Source organism: Pantoea sp. E2023-21 (assembly GCF_051302795.1).
GTDB lineage: Bacteria > Pseudomonadota > Gammaproteobacteria > Enterobacterales > Enterobacteriaceae > Pantoea > Pantoea ludwigii_A.
In genome coordinates this window covers 712,769-728,849 of the sequence record NZ_CP195344.1, presented here as the reverse complement: position 1 = coordinate 728,849, position 16,081 = coordinate 712,769, and the positions used below count along the sequence as shown (strand labels likewise).

The window sequence follows — 16,081 nt, the reverse complement described above, 5'->3', positions numbered from 1 at the left end:
GCTGGGGATCAGGGTTGAGCAACACCGTTTCCTGACCAGATGATTTCACCGGTCTGCACCAGCATCAGCTGCATTTGCAGCGTCGGCGCTTTCACATCGCCCTTCGCATTGCTGTACAGCACATACTGCGCGTTGACGTTGCGTGCCAGACCAATCGCTTTACTGCGCGAATTAAGGCTGTCATCTGGCGATAAGCCCAACGTCTGCTTGGCCTGCGCCAACTGCTCTGGCGTGATCAGCGTGAACTTGCCGTTATTGGCCAGCGCATTCTGGATCGCGTCGGTGGCTTTGTCAGTTTGCAACGCGCCGTTAGTGCTGTTCTTAATGCGATCCACCAGCAACACGCTGCCCGGATTCACGCCTGAAGATTGCACCATTTTACCCACCAACGGTTGTACGCTGGCGTCCCAGTTAATGGTTTTTAGCTTCGGTGGCTGCGGCACAGTTTGCGGCGGCGGCACAGGCTGCGTTGGCGGCTCTACCGGCTGAGTAGGCGTGGTCGGCTGCGTGGGTTCTACCGGTGCCGGCGTCTGTTGTTGCACAACACAACCGGTGAGCATTAGCGCAAACAGCAGCGCGCCCGAACGTTTAATACTGCGAATCACAGCTTACTCCTTAAAGATAAAGATAGAGACGCACCTTACTGGCGGTCGGATTGCCCATTTGTGAAGCCACTTCTACGCTACCATGCGCCGGTACGATTTGGATCTGCGCTGGCTCTTCCGGCGTAATTTCCAATCCTTTATCGTCGTACCAGTAGAAACGATAGTGTACTTTCACCGGCGTTTCACGCTGGTTGTACAACACGCTCATGGCACGCTGCTGACCATCTTCTTCGGTCAACTTAGGATCATCAGTAATAATACCCGCGGATAACACCGCCGATTCCATTACCAGCGACTGTGAAGTATTAATCATCGGCTTATCACTGCTGCAACCCGCAAGGGTTAGCAACAGCAAGCCACTCAGCCATTGACGCATCACGTTGTCCGCCTGAGTTAGATGGCCAGCATTGGGCCCAGCGGCTGACCGCCGACCAAATGCATGTGGATGTGATAAACCTCCTGACCGCCGTGACTGTTACAGTTCATGATCAGGCGATAACCGTCTTCGGCGATGCCTTCATCACGGGCAATTTGGGCTGCCACGGTGATCATGCGGCCCAGCGCCTGCTCGTGCGCGGCCTGCACATCGTTGGTTGTTGCAATCAATACATTGGGGATGATCAGAATATGGGTGGGCGCTTTGGGCGCGATATCACGGAAGGCGGTGACCAGTTCGTCCTGATAAACCACGTCGGCGGGAATCTCGCGACGGATGATTTTACTGAAAATGGTTTCTTCAGCCATGGTGCATTTCCTTAAGCCTGAGTTCAGTCAGGCAGTATGCGTGAGGAATTCCATTTCTTTCAACCTCAGGACCACATTTCCTTCATTAAATGGCTGCCTTTAAGCCGATTTCTCACCTGAACCTCAGTGTGCTGGACCTCGCATTTCTAACACTTCATTAACCACAAAAATGAAACGCTGTTTTATAAATTAGAGATATCACAGCATTTTCTTTGTAATTTTGCCACTCACCTGCGAGTCATTGCGAAATAACGAAGGTTTGCCGGCTTAAGCCGCTCTACTTTCAATCCAATCCGAGCAAGTTGTACGGAGTAATGAGGGATGTGTTTACCGACTTATTCAAGGAGAACCTGCCATGCGCTCTCGTAAGATTGGCCTGGGCCATTATCTCGCCTATGGGTCCGGGGATTTCCTCGGTGCAGGCACCACGGCGTTAACTGCCGCCTGGCTGCTCTACTTTTACACCACTTTTTGTGGGCTCTCGCCGATACAGGCCACCTTCATTTTCGCCGCCGCCCGCGTGCTGGACGCGGTGGTAAGCCCGCTAATGGGCTTCCTGACCGATAACTTTGGCTCGACCTGGCTCGGCAAGCGCTTTGGTCGTCGCAAGTTCTTTATCCTGCTCGGCATCCCATGTGTGTTCAGCTACAGCCTGATGTGGGTTGGCGACATGAGTTTCTGGTGGTATCTGCTGACCTATCTGCTGTTCGACATCGTCTACACCATGATTCTGGTGCCTTACGAAACGCTGGTGCCGGAGATGACCGATGATTTCAAACAGAAAACCCGTTTCTCCGGCGCGCGTATTGGGCTGGCGCAGCTGTCGGCCATTCTGGCGGCGTTCCTGCCGGGCGTACTGATTGGTTGGTTTGGCAAAGAAAATCCCATCTCCTTCTTCTATGCCAGCCTGGTGTTCTCCGTGATTTGTGCGCTGGTATTAACGCTGGTCTGGCTGTTTACCTGGGAACGCGATCCGGATGATTTCTCCGCCGAATCGCGCCGCGCAGAGCAGGAGAAATCACAGCTGACCTTGCTGCAAAGCCTGAAACGCCTCTACACCGAGTTGGCCTCAACGCTGCGTATTCGTATTTTCCGCCAGCATCTTGGTATGTATCTCGGCGGCTATATCGCGCAGGACGTGTTCAACGCGGTGTTCACCTGGTATGTGGTCTTTGTGCTGATGCAAAGCGCGCAAATCGCCTCCAGCTTGATGGGCACCATGGCGGTGATGCAGTTTATTGCGGTGATGGCGATGATTCCGCTGTGTATTCGCCTTGGACCTGCGCCCGCGTACCGTATGGTGGTGGTGCTGTTTGGTCTTAGCGCCCTCTCCTACGCCGGATTGTGGTACACCGGCATGAACGACAACTTTGCCTTACTGGTACTGATTTCTGGCCTCGCAGGTCTGGGTCGCGGCGGCATCAACTATGTGCCGTGGAATACTTACACCTATATCGCTGATGTCGATGAAGTGATTACCGGTCAGCGCCGCGAAGGTATTTTCGCCGGCATCATGACGCTGACGCGCAAAGCCTCGCAAGCGGGTGCGGTGATGTTCGTCGGCATCGTATTGCAGCTGGCTGGATTCTCTTCCGGCCAGGCCACGCAGGTGCCTGCTGTCGGCCATACCATTCTGGCGATTCTGAGCGTCGGTACCCTTTGTGTGCTGGCCTGCGGCTTCATTATTTCACTGCGCTTCAAACTCAACCTGCAAACCCACACCGTATTGCGCGAAGAGACGTTGAAGATGCGCGAAGCCGGGCGCGTGGTGCCAGAACGCATTACGCCGCAGGCGCGGGGCATCGTCGAAATGCTGGCGGGCATGCCGTATGAAAATCTGTGGGGCAACAACAACGTCGGTTATCTCAACCGCCACAAAGCGGCAGCGCCGCCGCTGCCGGCTCAACCAAAATCTTTACCTTCTCTCTCTACCCTGATTAACGATAGGAATGAACCATGACTGTATTTCCTGTAAAGCACAGCGCGTTATTGCGCCAGCCGGAATATCTGTTGCCACGCACCGAACTGGTACAGCTCATTCAACGGCTAACGCAGAATCTGGTAAACATTACCGATCATAGCGGTGAGTTTTTACTGCGTCTCGATGATGGTCGCGTGATCGATACCAAAGGCTGGGCCGGTTGGGAGTGGACGCACGGCATCGGTTTGTACGGCATGCTGCATTATTATCAACAGACCGGCGATCAGGCGACGCTGAAGATTATTGATGATTGGTTCAGTACGCGGCTGGAGGAAGGCACCCCGACCAAGAACGTCAATACCGTCTGTCCATTCCTGACACTGGCTTATCGCTATGAAGAGACGCGAAATGCAGCGTGGCGACCGGTGCTGGAGCGTTGGGCAGAATGGGTAATGTATGATATGCCGCGCACCGAACAAGGTGGATTGCAGCACATCGTTTACAACAACGAGAACACCCAGCAGCTGTGGGACGACACGTTAATGATGAGCGTGATGGCGCTGGCGAAGATTGGGCAACTGCTGGATCGCCCGGAATTTGTCGAAGAAGCCAGCTATCAGTTCCTGATTCATACCCAATATTTGATGGATCGCCAAACCGGCCTGTGGTTCCACGGCTGGACGTTTGAGGGGCGGCACAATTTTGCTAACGCACGTTGGGCGCGCGGCAACAGTTGGGTCACCATCGTCATTCCTGACTTCCTTGAAATGATGAATTGGCCGGAACATCACGCCACGCGTCGTTTTCTGCAGCAGGTGCTGGAGAGCCAGGTAAAGGCGTTGCGTGCCTGTCAGCACAGCAGCGGATTATGGCATACCCTGCTCGACGATCCCAACAGCTACCCAGAAGCCTCCGCGACCGCCGGGTTCGCCTACGGCATTCTAAAAGCCGTACGGAAACGTTATCTTCCGGCTGAGTATTTACCCGTTGCAGAGCGCGCACTGCGGGGTGTGGTCGGCAATATCGATGAGGATGGAGAGTTGAAACAAGTGTCGTTCGGCACGGCAATGGGCAGCGATCTGGAGTATTACCGCCAGATACCGCTTACCTCGATGCCGTATGGCCAGGCAATGGCGCTACTGTGTTTAACGGAATATTTGCGCGTTTATTTATAAATAAAAAATGCCCTCATATGAGGGCATTTTTACGCACCGAAATTAAAGTGCGTTGAAGCGGCGGCAGAGGAGGAAAGCATCCCAAGCCATGGATGGCTTGGGGCGAGCCCCAGGGATGGTTTATGGCGTCTTTACGATCTGACGCCGCGTCATCGCACCGGCTCTGCCGGCCAACTTAGGTTACATACTGCGGATATAGTCATCCATTTCGGTTTTCAGGTTATCGGATTTAGTGCCGAAAATCGCCTGAACACCGGAACCTGCCACCACCACGCCACGTGCGCCAAGGCTTTTCAGTTCCGCCTGATCAACCTTACCGACATCCGCCACGCTCACACGCAGACGGGTAATACAGGCATCAAGATTAGTGATGTTCTCTTTACCACCAAACGCGGTAACCAATTTGCCTGCCATTTCACTGCCAGTTGCGCTGCTCTGCTCCATCGCAGTGTCCTCACGGCCAGGTGTTTTCAGGTTCAGTTTCACAATCAGGAAACGGAATACGCTGTAGTAAATCAGGCCGTAAATGATGCCCACAATCGGGAACAGCCAGATTTTGCTGCTGTTACCACTCAGCACGATAAAGTCGATCAGACCGTGTGAGAAGCTGGTGCCATCACGCATGCCAAGCAGAATACAGATTGGGAAGGCCAGACCTGCAAGAATCGCGTGGATCACATACAGAATCGGTGCCACGAACATGAAAGCGAATTCGATCGGCTCGGTGATACCGGTCAGGAATGAAGTCAACGCGGCTGAGATCATGATGCCGCCCACTTTGGCGCGGTTTTCTGGTTTTGCCGTGTGCCAAATGGCAATCGCTGCTGCTGGCAGACCATACATTTTGAACAGGAAGCCGCCAGAGAGTTTGCCTGCAGTTGGGTCGCCCGCCATGTAACGTGGAATATCGCCGTGGAACACCTGACCTGCGGCATTAGTGAATTCACCAATCTGCATCTGGAAAGGAACGTTCCAGATGTGGTGAAGACCAAACGGCACCAGCGAGCGCTCAATCAGGCCGTAAAGTCCAAAAGCCACAACCGGATTTTGATAGGCTGCCCACTGCGAAAATTCCTGAATCGCCGTACCGATTGGCGGCCAGATGAATGACAGCACGACACCGGTGAAAATCGCGGCCAGACCGGAAATGATCGGCACAAAGCGTTTGCCGGCAAAGAAGCCGAGATACTCAGGCAGTTTAATGCGGTAGAAGCGGTTGAACATATACGCCGCGATGGAACCTGCGATGATGCCGCCCAGTACGCCGGTATCAGCCAGATGCTTCGCTTCGATTTCCGCAGCGGAGATGTGCAGCACCAGCGGTGCGACCACTGCCATGGTTTTCACCATAATGCCGTAAGCAACCACGGCCGCCAGCGCGGAAACGCCGTCGTTATTGGTAAAGCCGAGAGCCACACCAATCGCAAAGATCAGCGGCATATTGGCAAACACCGAACCACCCGCTTCGGCCATAACGTGGGAAACCACTTCCGGCAGCCAGCTGAAGTTTGCTGAACCAACACCTAACAAAATACCGGCAATCGGCAGAACCGATACCGGCAACATCAGCGATTTACCTACTTTCTGCAGGTTCGCAAATGCGTTCTTGAACATAGAAACTCCTGAGTATGAGTGCAATTTTTTGCGCAATGCGCATGGCTTAGGGGGAGGATCCTTCGCCGGGGTGACGCTAAGCGTCTTTTGATTTATTACGAAGAGTAAAATAAATCGCTAATTGTTAAATTGACGGCCATCACATTTCGTTAAGGATGGGGCTTTGCTTTCAGTCATTTCTTACTGACTTGCGCTAATAAAAAACAATAAAACACTGCCTGCGCCCTTTCAGGCACAGTACAGTTGAATGTTTTCTGATTAATTACAGCATTTGAAATAAAGCGGTTAACCGCCGAGACGACTCATCGGGATGTGGAACAGGCGGGAGAAGTTTTCCGTGGTGGCAGCGGCCAACGTTTCGATATCAACGCCCTTTACTACCGCCATATAATCGGCAACGTCACGCGTAAAGGCCGGTTGATTCTCTTTACCACGGTGCGGTACCGGCGCCAGATAGGGCGAATCGGTTTCCACCAGCATGCGATCAAGCGGCACATAGCGCGCCGCCTCGCGGATCTGCTCGGCATTGCGGAACGTCAGAATGCCGGAGAAGGAGATATAAAAACCGAGATCAAGCAGCTTAGCGGCGGTTTCTTTATCTTCGGTGAAGCAGTGCAACACGCCGCCGCACTTCTCCACTTGCTCTTCGCGCAGAATCGCCAGCGTGTCTTCCCGTGCATCACGCGTGTGCACAATGATCGGTTTATTTAGCGCGATGCCGGTACGGATGTGCTCACGAAACGAGGCTTGTTGCTGCGCCTTGGTTTCCTGCTGATAGAAGTAATCCAGTCCGGTTTCACCCAGAGCTACCACGCGATCTTCGGCAGCCAGGCGGCGAAACTCTTCAACGTCATATGGCGCTTCCTGATTCAACGGGTGCACGCCACACGCCAGCGCAACGTTTTCACGATCGCCCACCAACTGTTTAATTTTGTAGTAATCCGGCAAGGTGGTGGCAATCGCCAGCATAAACTTCACATCGCGCGCCGCCGCTTTAGCGATGACATCATCCAGATCGCGATGATGCTTTTCATAATCGAGGCCATCAAGATGGCAGTGTGAATCGACAATAAACATAGTTATCTCTTATTTCGCTTAGCCGACCGTGGCTGGAGCCAATAAACGGCTCCAGGCGAGTAAACGATCGGTCAATATTAACTCTCGGTTGAGCGCGGCCACATGCAGTAACTGTTCGCGGCATTTCATCCACTGCTGCGCGCTGCTATTCAGCGCACCGCTATTCATCTGCTGTGCCAATTGCGTGACCACATCCGGACGATCGCCATTGCTCAGCCACTGACTCGCCCCCTGCTGCACTTTCATCGCATCTACCAGCAGCGAAATCAGCCAGCTGAGACGTTCAGCAACATCGTCGCTGTTCAGCGCCGGTAACAGCTGCAGGATATCGCCGTTAAGCGCTTTGATCAGCGTTTCACACAGCGTTTCACGCGCCTGCCAGCGCTCGGGCTGTAACAGCGTCAAGGCGGCTGCAGGTGCGCCATTAGTTAAACGCAGGGCGGCGCGCAGTTTTTCTTCCGGCTGCGGCTGCTGTTTCTGCAACCACTGCAGGCTATGTGCCTCTTCCGGCGGTGACAGATGCCACGTCATGCAGCGACTGCGCAGCGTTGCCAGCAGGCGTGAAGGTTCACGCACGCAGAGGAAAAACCAGCAATTCGCCGGTGGCTCTTCCAGCGTTTTGAGTAACGCATTGGCGGCAGCTTCCGTAAGCTGAGCGGCATCGGGCAGCCATACGATCTTTGCGCCGCCTTGCTGGGCAAAGTGATACAGCTTTTCAGTGACATCACGCACCGCATCAATACCCAGTGAAGATTTACCCTTGTCGGCTTCCAGGCGATACCAATCCGGGTGTGTGTGCGCCTGCATTAACTGGCAGCCGTGGCAATGACCGCAGCTTTTCAACCCTTCCGGCTGCAAACACATCAGCCAACGGCTGACGCCCCAGATCAGCGCATCGTCACCCATGCCTTCAATGGCCTGCACCAGCAACGCGTGATGCGCCTGACCGCTTTGATGGCGCGCAATGATCTGTCGATAAGGCTGATTCAGCCACGGATACCAATTCATGCGGATTGGCCTGCCAGCCAGTTACGCAATGCGCCTTGAAGTGACGATGTCACGTTTTCGATATTCTGCGTCGCATCAATGGTAAGGATGGAGGAATCCTTAGCGGCTAAGGCCAGATAGCGTTCACGCGTGCGCTCAAAGAAACGCAACGATTCCTGCTCGATACGGTCCAACTCGCCGCGTGCGCGCGCGCGTTGCAGACCAATTTCTGGCGTCACGTCGAGATAAAGTGTGAGGTCGGGGCGGAAATCGCCCAGCACCGCATCGCGCAGCGTGGTCATTAGCTGCGCATCCAGGCCACGGCCGCCACCCTGATAGGCTTGTGAAGAGAGATCGTGACGATCGCCTATCACCCAGGCCCCGCGTGCCAGCGCAGGTTTAATTACGTTCTCGACCAGCTGTACGCGTGCTGCGTACAACATCAGCAGCTCGGCTTTATCCGTCACCTGTTCGCCATCAATGCCCTGTTTGACCAACACCCGCAGCTGTTCTGCCAGCGGCGTGCCGCCCGGCTCGCGCGTAAAGACGACATCATTAATACCGTGTTCATGCAGTACGGTAACCAGCGCATCGCGCGCGGTGGTTTTACCTGCACCTTCCAGGCCTTCAATGACGATAAACTTACTTTTCATTTTTTTCCTTCATTGCCAGCCTGTAAACCTGCACCGCTTTGTTGTGACTGGCCAGATTGGTGGTAAAGGTGTGCCCACCTTTGCCATCTGCGACAAAATAGAGGTAATTGGTCTTCTCCGGATGTGCAGCTGCTTCGAGGGAAGCACGGCCCGGCATCGCAATCGGTCCCGGTGGCAAACCGCTAATGGTGTAGGTGTTGTAGTCGGTTGGCGTTTCCAGATTTTTACGCGTTAACGTGCCGGTATAGCTGTCGCCCATACCGTAAATCACCGTGGGATCGGTTTGCAATTTCATACCGGTACGCAGACGGTTGATAAACACCGACGCTACGCGCGCGCGCTCTTCACTCACTCCGGTCTCTTTCTCAATGATCGACGCCATGGTAACCAGATCCTGCTCTTTCTTGTAAGGCAGATTGTCCATGCGCCCCTGCCAAATCTCATCAACCAGCTTGTTCATACGCGTGTGCGCACGTTCCAGCAGCGCCACATCACTGGTATTGGCGGTGTAAAGATAGGTATCTGGGTAGAAGCTCCCTTCCAGCTGGCTCACATCAAGTTTGAGCGCAGCGGCGACGGTGGCAAATTGATCGTCGGTCAGCGTGTGTTTCAGGTATGGCGCTTTACGCAGTTCTGCTAACCACTCGGTAAACCGGGAACCTTCAATGAAACGCACCGGGAATTGTGCTTCTTTACCGCTTGCCAGCAGTTGCAGTAGCTGTCGCACCGTCATGCCGGTTTCCAGACGATAGGTACCCGCCTTAAAACGTGCCAGTTCCGGCTCCAGTTTCAGCAACGGCCCAAACCAGATGCTTTGAGGAATGATGTGCTGGCTTTCCAGTTGCGCTTCCAGCACTACGCGACCGCTGCCCGCGGGCAAGGTATAGATGGTTTCCTGCTTCAGTGTTAACGGCGTATCGGCTAAACGTTCAATCTGCCAATAGCTAAAGGCGGCGGCAAGTCCTGCGACCACCACAGCGCCTGCAAGAATTTTTTTCATTCGAGTCATGATGCTTCCATCGTCGGGCAACTGGCGCGCAGTTGCTGATACAGCGAACGTGCGATAAACGATACGTCGTCAATTTGTCGCACGGGTAAAACCGGCATCAGGGCGTTACAAATCACCACTTCATCGGCGTTCAACACTTCGTCCCTGCTGCCATCAATAAGCTGACAAGTCTGGCCATTCGCGGCCATCTGCGCCATCAGATAACGACGCATAATCCCATCCACGCCAGCCTGTTCAAGATTCGGCGTATAGACGTTGCTGCCTTTGCGCCAGAATAAATTGGCCGCACAGCATTCCACCACCGTCCCGCCAGTGTCAAGCACCAGCGCTTCGTCGCCGCCTGTCTGGTCAAGATGCTGGCGAATCATAACCTGCTCAAGCCGATTCAGGTGCTTCACTCCGGCCAGCAACGGGTTGCGCGCCAGACGTATTGGGCTGGTGTGGAGCACTGCACCCTGCTGTTGCAGCGTAGCGTAATGCTGGGGCCACGGAGCGCGCGCGATAATGCGGGTTGGTGAGTGGCAACCAGCGCGGCTGTAACCGCGTCCACCTGCGCCCGGCGTTAAGATAACTTTCAATACCGCCTGCGCTTGTCCCGCAGCGGCCTGGCGCATTTCTGCTGAGAGTTGCAGCAAATCAGGCGCATCCATTATCAACCGGGCGCAGCTATCCTTGAGACGCTGCAGATGCGCTTCCAGCATAACAACATTGCCGTTAATCACCGCGGCGGTAGTAAAGCAGCCATCACCAAATTGCACCGCGCGATCGCGTGCTGAAAGCTCGGTTTGCTGTATGCCGTTTATCCACATATTGGCCACCTTGAATACCGCGGTAGAAATATAAAAAAGGCCCGCATTGCGGGCCTCTGTATGGCTGAGGAGCGATTATACCTTGCGGAAGATCAGCGAGCCGTTCGTGCCGCCAAATCCAAAGGAGTTACACAAGGTGTACTCCAGTCCGCTGACCTCGCGCGCCGTATGCGGCACGAAGTCCAGATCGCAACCTTCGTCAGGATTGTCGAGGTTGATGGTCGGTGGAATCGCCTGGTCGCGCAGCGCCAGAATCGAATAAATCGCTTCTACCGCACCCGCAGCGCCCAGCAGGTGGCCGGTCATCGACTTGGTAGAGCTGACCATCACACTGTGAGCCGCAGCACCAAACACCGATTTAACCGCCTGCGCTTCCGCTTTGTCACCGGCTGGCGTCGAGGTGCCGTGCGCGTTGACGTAGCCAATCTGGTCAGCGTTCAGCTGTGCGTCACGCAGCGCGTTGATCATCGCTGCTGCTGCACCTGAGCCGTCTTCCGGAGGTGATGTCATGTGATAGGCATCGCTGCTCATACCGAAACCAATGATCTCAGCATAAATCTTCGCACCACGTTTTTTAGCGTGTTCGTACTCTTCCAGTACGATAATGCCAGCACCATCACCCAACACGAAACCGTCACGATCTTTATCCCACGGACGGCTTGCCGCCTGAGGATTGTCATTCCGCGTGGAGAGCGCACGAGCAGCACCAAAACCGCCTACACCTAACGGCGTACTGGCTTTCTCCGCACCACCGGCCAACATCACATCTGCATCGTTATACGCAATGATACGTGCCGCATGACCAATGTTATGCACACCGGACGTACAGGCAGTTGCGATAGAGATGCTAGGACCTTTCAGGCCGTACATGATGGTGAGGTGACCTGCAACCATGTTTACGATGGTAGAAGGCACGAAGAATGGGCTGATTTTGCGCGGTCCACCGTTGACTAGCGAGCTGTGGTTATCTTCGATTAAACCCAGGCCGCCAATGCCAGAACCGATTGCCGCACCAATGCGACCAGCATTCTCATCGGTTACGACCAGACCTGAGTCTGCCATAGCCTGAATACCAGCAACGATGCCGTATTGGATGAAGTCATCCATCTTGCGCTGATCTTTGCGCGAGATGAAATCATCGCAATTAAAACCTCTTACTAAGCCCGCAAATCGCGTTGCGTAGGCACTAGTATCAAAATGGTCGATCAGGCTAATGCCGCTCTGACCGGCAAGGAGAGCACTCCAGGTAGACTCTACGGTATTGCCGACAGGAGACAACATGCCAAGACCAGTCACAACTACACGACGCTTAGACACGCACGTCCTCCAGGGAGGGAAAAAATAACGCTATGTGGGGCAAACATAAAACTCAGGCGGTCGAGGTGACCGCCTGAAGATATTCATTAGCCTTTATGGCTATTGATGTAGTCGATCGCTGCCTGAACGGTAGTGATTTTCTCAGCTTCTTCGTCTGGAATTTCGGTATCAAACTCTTCTTCCAGAGCCATTACCAGCTCAACGGTGTCAAGAGAATCTGCACCAAGGTCTTCAACGAAAGAAGCAGTGTTAATCACTTCGTCTTCTTTAACACCCAGCTGCTCAGCTACGATTTTCTTAACGCGTTGTTCGATATCGCTCATACTATTTAATTTCCTATCAAAACTCGCTTTCGCGATGGTTTTCGTAGTGTATAAAATGTTGAAAAAGATGCAACAAAATCCCGGCTGGTCGAACCACGATTTTGCGTTATTCTGCGGTGTTTACCGCAGATAAAGCAAATGTTTTCGTGATTATCAGACCATGTACATGCCGCCATTGACATGAAGCGTCTCACCCGTGATGTAGGCTGCTTCGTCAGAGGCTAAGAATGCAACAGCATTGGCAATCTCCTGCGGGTCACCTAAACGACCTGCAGGAACTTCTGCCAAAATACCGGAACGTTGATCTTCGTTCAGTGCACGCGTCATGTCCGTCTCAATAAATCCCGGAGCCACGACGTTTACAGTAATGCCACGTGACGCAATTTCTCGCGCCAGTGATTTGCTAAAGCCAATCAAACCTGCTTTTGCTGCCGCATAGTTTGCCTGGCCCGCGTTACCCATGGTCCCAACTACAGAACCGATGGTAATGATACGGCCTACGCGTTTTTTCATCATGGCACGCATAACCGCCTTGGAAAGACGGAAGACAGATGTCAGGTTGGTATCCAGGATATCCGCCCACTCATCATCTTTCATGCGCATCAACAGATTGTCACGCGTAATGCCTGCATTATTGACTAAAATGTCCACTTCGCCAAATTCGGCGCGAACTTGTTCGAGGACGCTCTCAATTGAGGCTGCATCAGTAACGTTCAGCAGCAGGCCTTTGCCCTTGTCGCCGAGGTAAGCACTGATTGCTTCCGCACCGCTTGCACTGGTGGCGGTACCCACCACTTTCGCACCGCGCGCAGCCAGCGTTTCCGCAATGGCGCGACCGATACCGCGGCTTGCACCGGTAACCAGCGCTACTTTACCTTCAAAGCTCATGTTTTTCCTCTTATTCCTGTGTAAGCGCCGCGCTCAGTGAAGCAGAATCGTTCACGGCAGCAGCACTCAGGCTATCCACAATTCGTTTGGTCAGACCGGTCAGGACTTTCCCTGGACCGACCTCCAACAGCTGCTCAACGCCCTGTGCAGCGATAAACTCGACCGATTCGGTCCAACGTACTGGGCTATAGAGCTGACGCACCAGCGCGCTACGAATCGCAGCACCTTCAGTTTCACACTTCACGTCGACGTTATTTACCACGGGCACCACCGGTGCACTGAAGGTGATGGCTTCAAGCGCAACAGCCAGTTTATCGGCTGCGGGCTTCATCAACGCACAGTGCGATGGCACGCTGACCGGCAGTGGCAGTGCACGTTTGGCACCGGCAGCCTTACATGCCGCCCCTGCACGCTCAACCGCTTCTTTATTGCCAGCAATAACCACCTGACCTGGCGAGTTGAAGTTAACCGGTGAAACCACCTGACCTTGTGCACTCTCTTCGCAAGCTTTACGGATTGAAGCATCATCCAGCCCAATAATGGCCTGCATGGCGCCGGTACCTTCCGGTACGGCTTCCTGCATCAGCTTACCGCGCAGCTCAACCAATTTAATGGCATCAGCAAAATTCAACACGCCGGCACAAACCAGCGCTGAGTATTCACCCAGGCTGTGACCTGCCATCAACGTTGGTTTTACCGCATTTTTGCTTTGCAATACGCGATAGATAGCCACTGAAGCTGCCAGCAACGCAGGCTGCGTCTGCCAGGTTTTATTCAGTTCTTCAGCCGGTCCCTGCTGGACCAACTGCCATAAGTCATAACCCAGCGCATCAGAAGCTTCACGAAAAGTAGCTTCAACCTGCGGGTTTTCAGCAGCCAAATCGGCTAACATGCCGACGGTCTGCGATCCCTGTCCTGGGAAAACATAAGCAAATTGCGTCATCTTTCGTTCCTGTCAATCAAAAGCGAACCAGCGCAGAACCCCAGGTGAAACCACCACCAAAGGCTTCCAGCAGAATCAGTTGTCCCGGCTTGATACGGCCATCACGCACCGCTTCGTCCAGTGCACTTGGCACTGACGCGGCAGACGTATTACCGTGACGATCCAGCGTAACCACAACTTTCTCCATGCCCATGCCGAGCTTTTTGGCGGTTGCGCTAATAATGCGCAGATTCGCCTGATGCGGCACCAGCCAGTCGAGCATTTCACGATCAAGATTATTGGCTTGCAGGGTTTCATCAACAATGTGCGCGAGTTCAGTCACGGCCACTTTGAAGACTTCATTGCCCGCCATCGTCAGGTATGCAGGTTCATCCTGGTGGGCACGATCCTGATACGGCAGCGTCAGCAATTTGCTGTAACGTCCGTCGGCGTGCAGATGGGTAGAAAGAATGCCTGGCTCTTCGCTCTGGCTTAGCACCACAGCACCGGCGCCATCTCCAAACAGAATGATGGTGCCACGATCGTTAGGATCAAGCGTTCGCGCCAGCACGTCAGCACCGATCACCAGCGCATGCTTCACCACACCATTTTTGATGTATTGATCGGCAACGCTCAGTGCATAGGTGAATCCCGCACAGGCAGCGGCCAAATCGAAGGCAGCGCAATCGTTAATCTCCAGCATTTGCTGGATCATGCACGCTGAACTTGGGAAGGCGTGACTGGAAGAGGTAGTCGCCACAATAATCAGGCCAACGTCGCTCGCATTCACACCCGCCATATCCAGCGCGCGCTGTGCGGCCGTGAAGCCCATGGTCGCAACGGTTTCTTCCGGTGCTGCAATACGACGCTCGCGGATGCCGGTACGAGTAACAATCCACTCGTCCGTCGTTTCAACCATTTTTTCCAGATCCGCATTGGAGCGAACCTGCTCAGGCAAATAACTGCCGGTACCGATAATTTTGGTAAACATCTACGCTTTGTCACTCCTGGCTAATACAGTGTCAAGGCGCGCCGCAATCCTTTGTGGGACTTGCTTTCGCACCGTCTGCTCTGCCTGCTCTATCGCCACGGCAAATGCGCGTTGATTCGCCGCACCGTGGCTTTTGATCACTGTTCCGCGCAATCCTAACAGACAAGCGCCATTGTACTGGTCGGGGTTGAGGTGGCCGAAACGCTTTGCCAGACGCTTTTGAATCCAGCGTCCCAGCAATTTTAACCACCATGCCCGTTTTTTTCCTTCCTCTGACGATTTGAGCAAAGAAAGGAACATTCTTACCACGCCTTCCATGGTTTTTAGCGTGACGTTACCGACGAAGCCATCACAAACCAGCACATCCGTCTTGCCGGTGAGGAGATCGTTCCCCTCAAGATATCCAATATAGTTGATTTGCGGTGATGCTCGCAGCACAGCAGATGCGGCGCGGATTGTTTCCAACCCTTTGGTCTCTTCCTGACCAATATTCAGCAGCGCAACACGCGGCTGAGCGATCTCCAGCACTTCTTCGGCCATCACTGCGCCCATGATCGCAAACTGCACCAGCATCGCGCTATCGGATTCGACGTTAGCGCCGAGATCCAGCACCACCGTTTTACCCTGCTGCTGATGCGGCAATACCGTCATCAACGCCGGACGCTCAATGCCATCCAGCGGCTTGAGCAACATTTTCGCCAGGCCCATCAGTGCGCCGGTATTTCCCGCGCTGACACAGGCTTGCGCTTTCCCTTCTTTGACCAATTCTAACGCCACACGCATTGAACTGCCGCGGCTGTTACGAATCGCCTGAGAAGGTTTGGCATCACTTGCAATAACCGATTCGGCAGGAATAACCTGCACACGCCTCTGTAACGAGGAATCCGCTTTGGCAAGAAATGACGAGATGATGTCGGGATCACCGACCAGAAGAAGAACCAGCTCCGAATGAGAGGCCAGTGCCTGCAAGGCTGCAGGCACTGTCACGCAAGGACCGAAGTCCCCGCCCATGGCATCAACTGCCAGGGTCAAACGTGTCAAGGTAT

The 16,081-nt window shown here is 54.0% G+C and carries 17 protein-coding genes; 2 read left to right on the top strand and 15 right to left on the bottom strand.

Translation table 11 applies throughout. The features are described from left to right. Window positions 1-8: 8 nt before the first annotated feature. The 3 genes from lpoB to hinT are packed head-to-tail and all read right to left on the bottom strand — an operon-like array spanning window position 9 to window position 1,349. Entirely contained in the window at window positions 9-605 is a 597-nt protein-coding gene (gene lpoB, locus ACRQ84_RS03505; protein WP_483817187.1) for a penicillin-binding protein activator LpoB, read from the bottom strand. Between the two features lie 10 nt (window positions 606-615). Then, entirely contained in the window at window positions 616-981 is a 366-nt protein-coding gene (locus ACRQ84_RS03500; protein WP_064740889.1) for a YcfL family putative periplasmic lipoprotein, read from the bottom strand. 17 nt (window positions 982-998) lie between these two features. Next, the gene (gene hinT / locus ACRQ84_RS03495; protein ID WP_483817186.1) at window positions 999-1,349 is read right to left on the bottom strand and encodes a purine nucleoside phosphoramidase; all 351 of its coding nucleotides are present in this window, start codon (window positions 1,347-1,349) and stop codon (window positions 999-1,001) included. Window positions 1,350-1,704: 355 nt separating this feature from the next. Here hinT and ACRQ84_RS03490 point away from each other — a divergent pair, with 355 nt between their 5' ends. Then, entirely contained in the window at window positions 1,705-3,309 is a 1,605-nt protein-coding gene (locus ACRQ84_RS03490) for an MFS transporter (protein WP_483817185.1), read from the top strand. Continuing rightward, window positions 3,306-4,445 (top strand): beta-galactosidase BglB, encoded by a 1,140-nt coding sequence (locus ACRQ84_RS03485; RefSeq protein ID WP_483817184.1) that lies wholly within the window; start codon window positions 3,306-3,308, stop codon window positions 4,443-4,445. The genes ACRQ84_RS03490 and ACRQ84_RS03485 overlap by 4 nt, the downstream gene beginning before the upstream one ends. Window positions 4,446-4,625: 180 nt before the next feature. Here ACRQ84_RS03485 and ptsG read toward each other — a convergent pair whose 3' ends face one another. From ptsG to plsX, 12 genes are all read right to left on the bottom strand, one after another. Further along, a complete protein-coding gene (gene ptsG / locus ACRQ84_RS03480; protein ID WP_064740885.1) occupies window positions 4,626-6,059 on the bottom strand; it encodes a PTS glucose transporter subunit IIBC in 1,434 nt (477 codons plus the stop codon). 285 nt (window positions 6,060-6,344) lie between these two features. Continuing rightward, window positions 6,345-7,136 (bottom strand): metal-dependent hydrolase, encoded by a 792-nt coding sequence (locus tag ACRQ84_RS03475; protein WP_483817183.1) that lies wholly within the window; start codon window positions 7,134-7,136, stop codon window positions 6,345-6,347. Window positions 7,137-7,154: 18 nt separating this feature from the next. Next, window positions 7,155-8,144 carry a DNA polymerase III subunit delta' gene (gene holB, locus ACRQ84_RS03470; RefSeq protein WP_483817182.1) on the bottom strand — a complete coding sequence of 330 codons (990 nt, stop codon included), beginning with the start codon at window positions 8,142-8,144 and terminating at the stop codon, window positions 7,155-7,157. After that, window positions 8,141-8,776: a dTMP kinase gene (gene tmk, locus ACRQ84_RS03465; RefSeq protein WP_064740882.1), complete on the bottom strand. Its 636-nt coding sequence runs from the start codon at window positions 8,774-8,776 to the stop codon at window positions 8,141-8,143. The genes holB and tmk overlap by 4 nt, the downstream gene beginning before the upstream one ends. Continuing rightward, a complete protein-coding gene (gene mltG / locus ACRQ84_RS03460; protein WP_483817181.1) occupies window positions 8,766-9,785 on the bottom strand; it encodes an endolytic transglycosylase MltG in 1,020 nt (339 codons plus the stop codon). Before mltG ends, tmk begins: the two co-directional genes overlap by 11 nt. Further along, complete coding sequence (pabC, locus tag ACRQ84_RS03455; RefSeq protein ID WP_483817180.1) at window positions 9,782-10,594, bottom strand: aminodeoxychorismate lyase; 813 nt, start codon at window positions 10,592-10,594, stop codon at window positions 9,782-9,784. Before pabC ends, mltG begins: the two co-directional genes overlap by 4 nt. 75 nt (window positions 10,595-10,669) lie before the next feature. Beyond that, window positions 10,670-11,911 carry a beta-ketoacyl-ACP synthase II gene (gene fabF, locus ACRQ84_RS03450; protein ID WP_483817179.1) on the bottom strand — a complete coding sequence of 414 codons (1,242 nt, stop codon included), beginning with the start codon at window positions 11,909-11,911 and terminating at the stop codon, window positions 10,670-10,672. Window positions 11,912-11,997: 86 nt separating this feature from the next. Further along, window positions 11,998-12,234 (bottom strand): acyl carrier protein, encoded by a 237-nt coding sequence (acpP, locus tag ACRQ84_RS03445; RefSeq protein ID WP_064740878.1) that lies wholly within the window; start codon window positions 12,232-12,234, stop codon window positions 11,998-12,000. A gap of 153 nt (window positions 12,235-12,387) precedes the next feature. After that, on the bottom strand, window positions 12,388-13,122 hold the full coding sequence (gene fabG / locus ACRQ84_RS03440; protein WP_007885776.1) for a 3-oxoacyl-ACP reductase FabG: 735 nt from the start codon (window positions 13,120-13,122) through the stop codon (window positions 12,388-12,390). Window positions 13,123-13,132: 10 nt separating this feature from the next. Further along, window positions 13,133-14,065 carry an ACP S-malonyltransferase gene (gene fabD / locus ACRQ84_RS03435; RefSeq protein ID WP_064740877.1) on the bottom strand — a complete coding sequence of 311 codons (933 nt, stop codon included), beginning with the start codon at window positions 14,063-14,065 and terminating at the stop codon, window positions 13,133-13,135. A gap of 16 nt (window positions 14,066-14,081) precedes the next feature. Then, window positions 14,082-15,035: a beta-ketoacyl-ACP synthase III gene (locus ACRQ84_RS03430; RefSeq protein WP_064740876.1), complete on the bottom strand. Its 954-nt coding sequence runs from the start codon at window positions 15,033-15,035 to the stop codon at window positions 14,082-14,084. Then, window positions 15,036-16,076: a phosphate acyltransferase PlsX gene (gene plsX / locus ACRQ84_RS03425; protein ID WP_483817178.1), complete on the bottom strand. Its 1,041-nt coding sequence runs from the start codon at window positions 16,074-16,076 to the stop codon at window positions 15,036-15,038. Window positions 16,077-16,081: the final 5 nt, after the last annotated feature.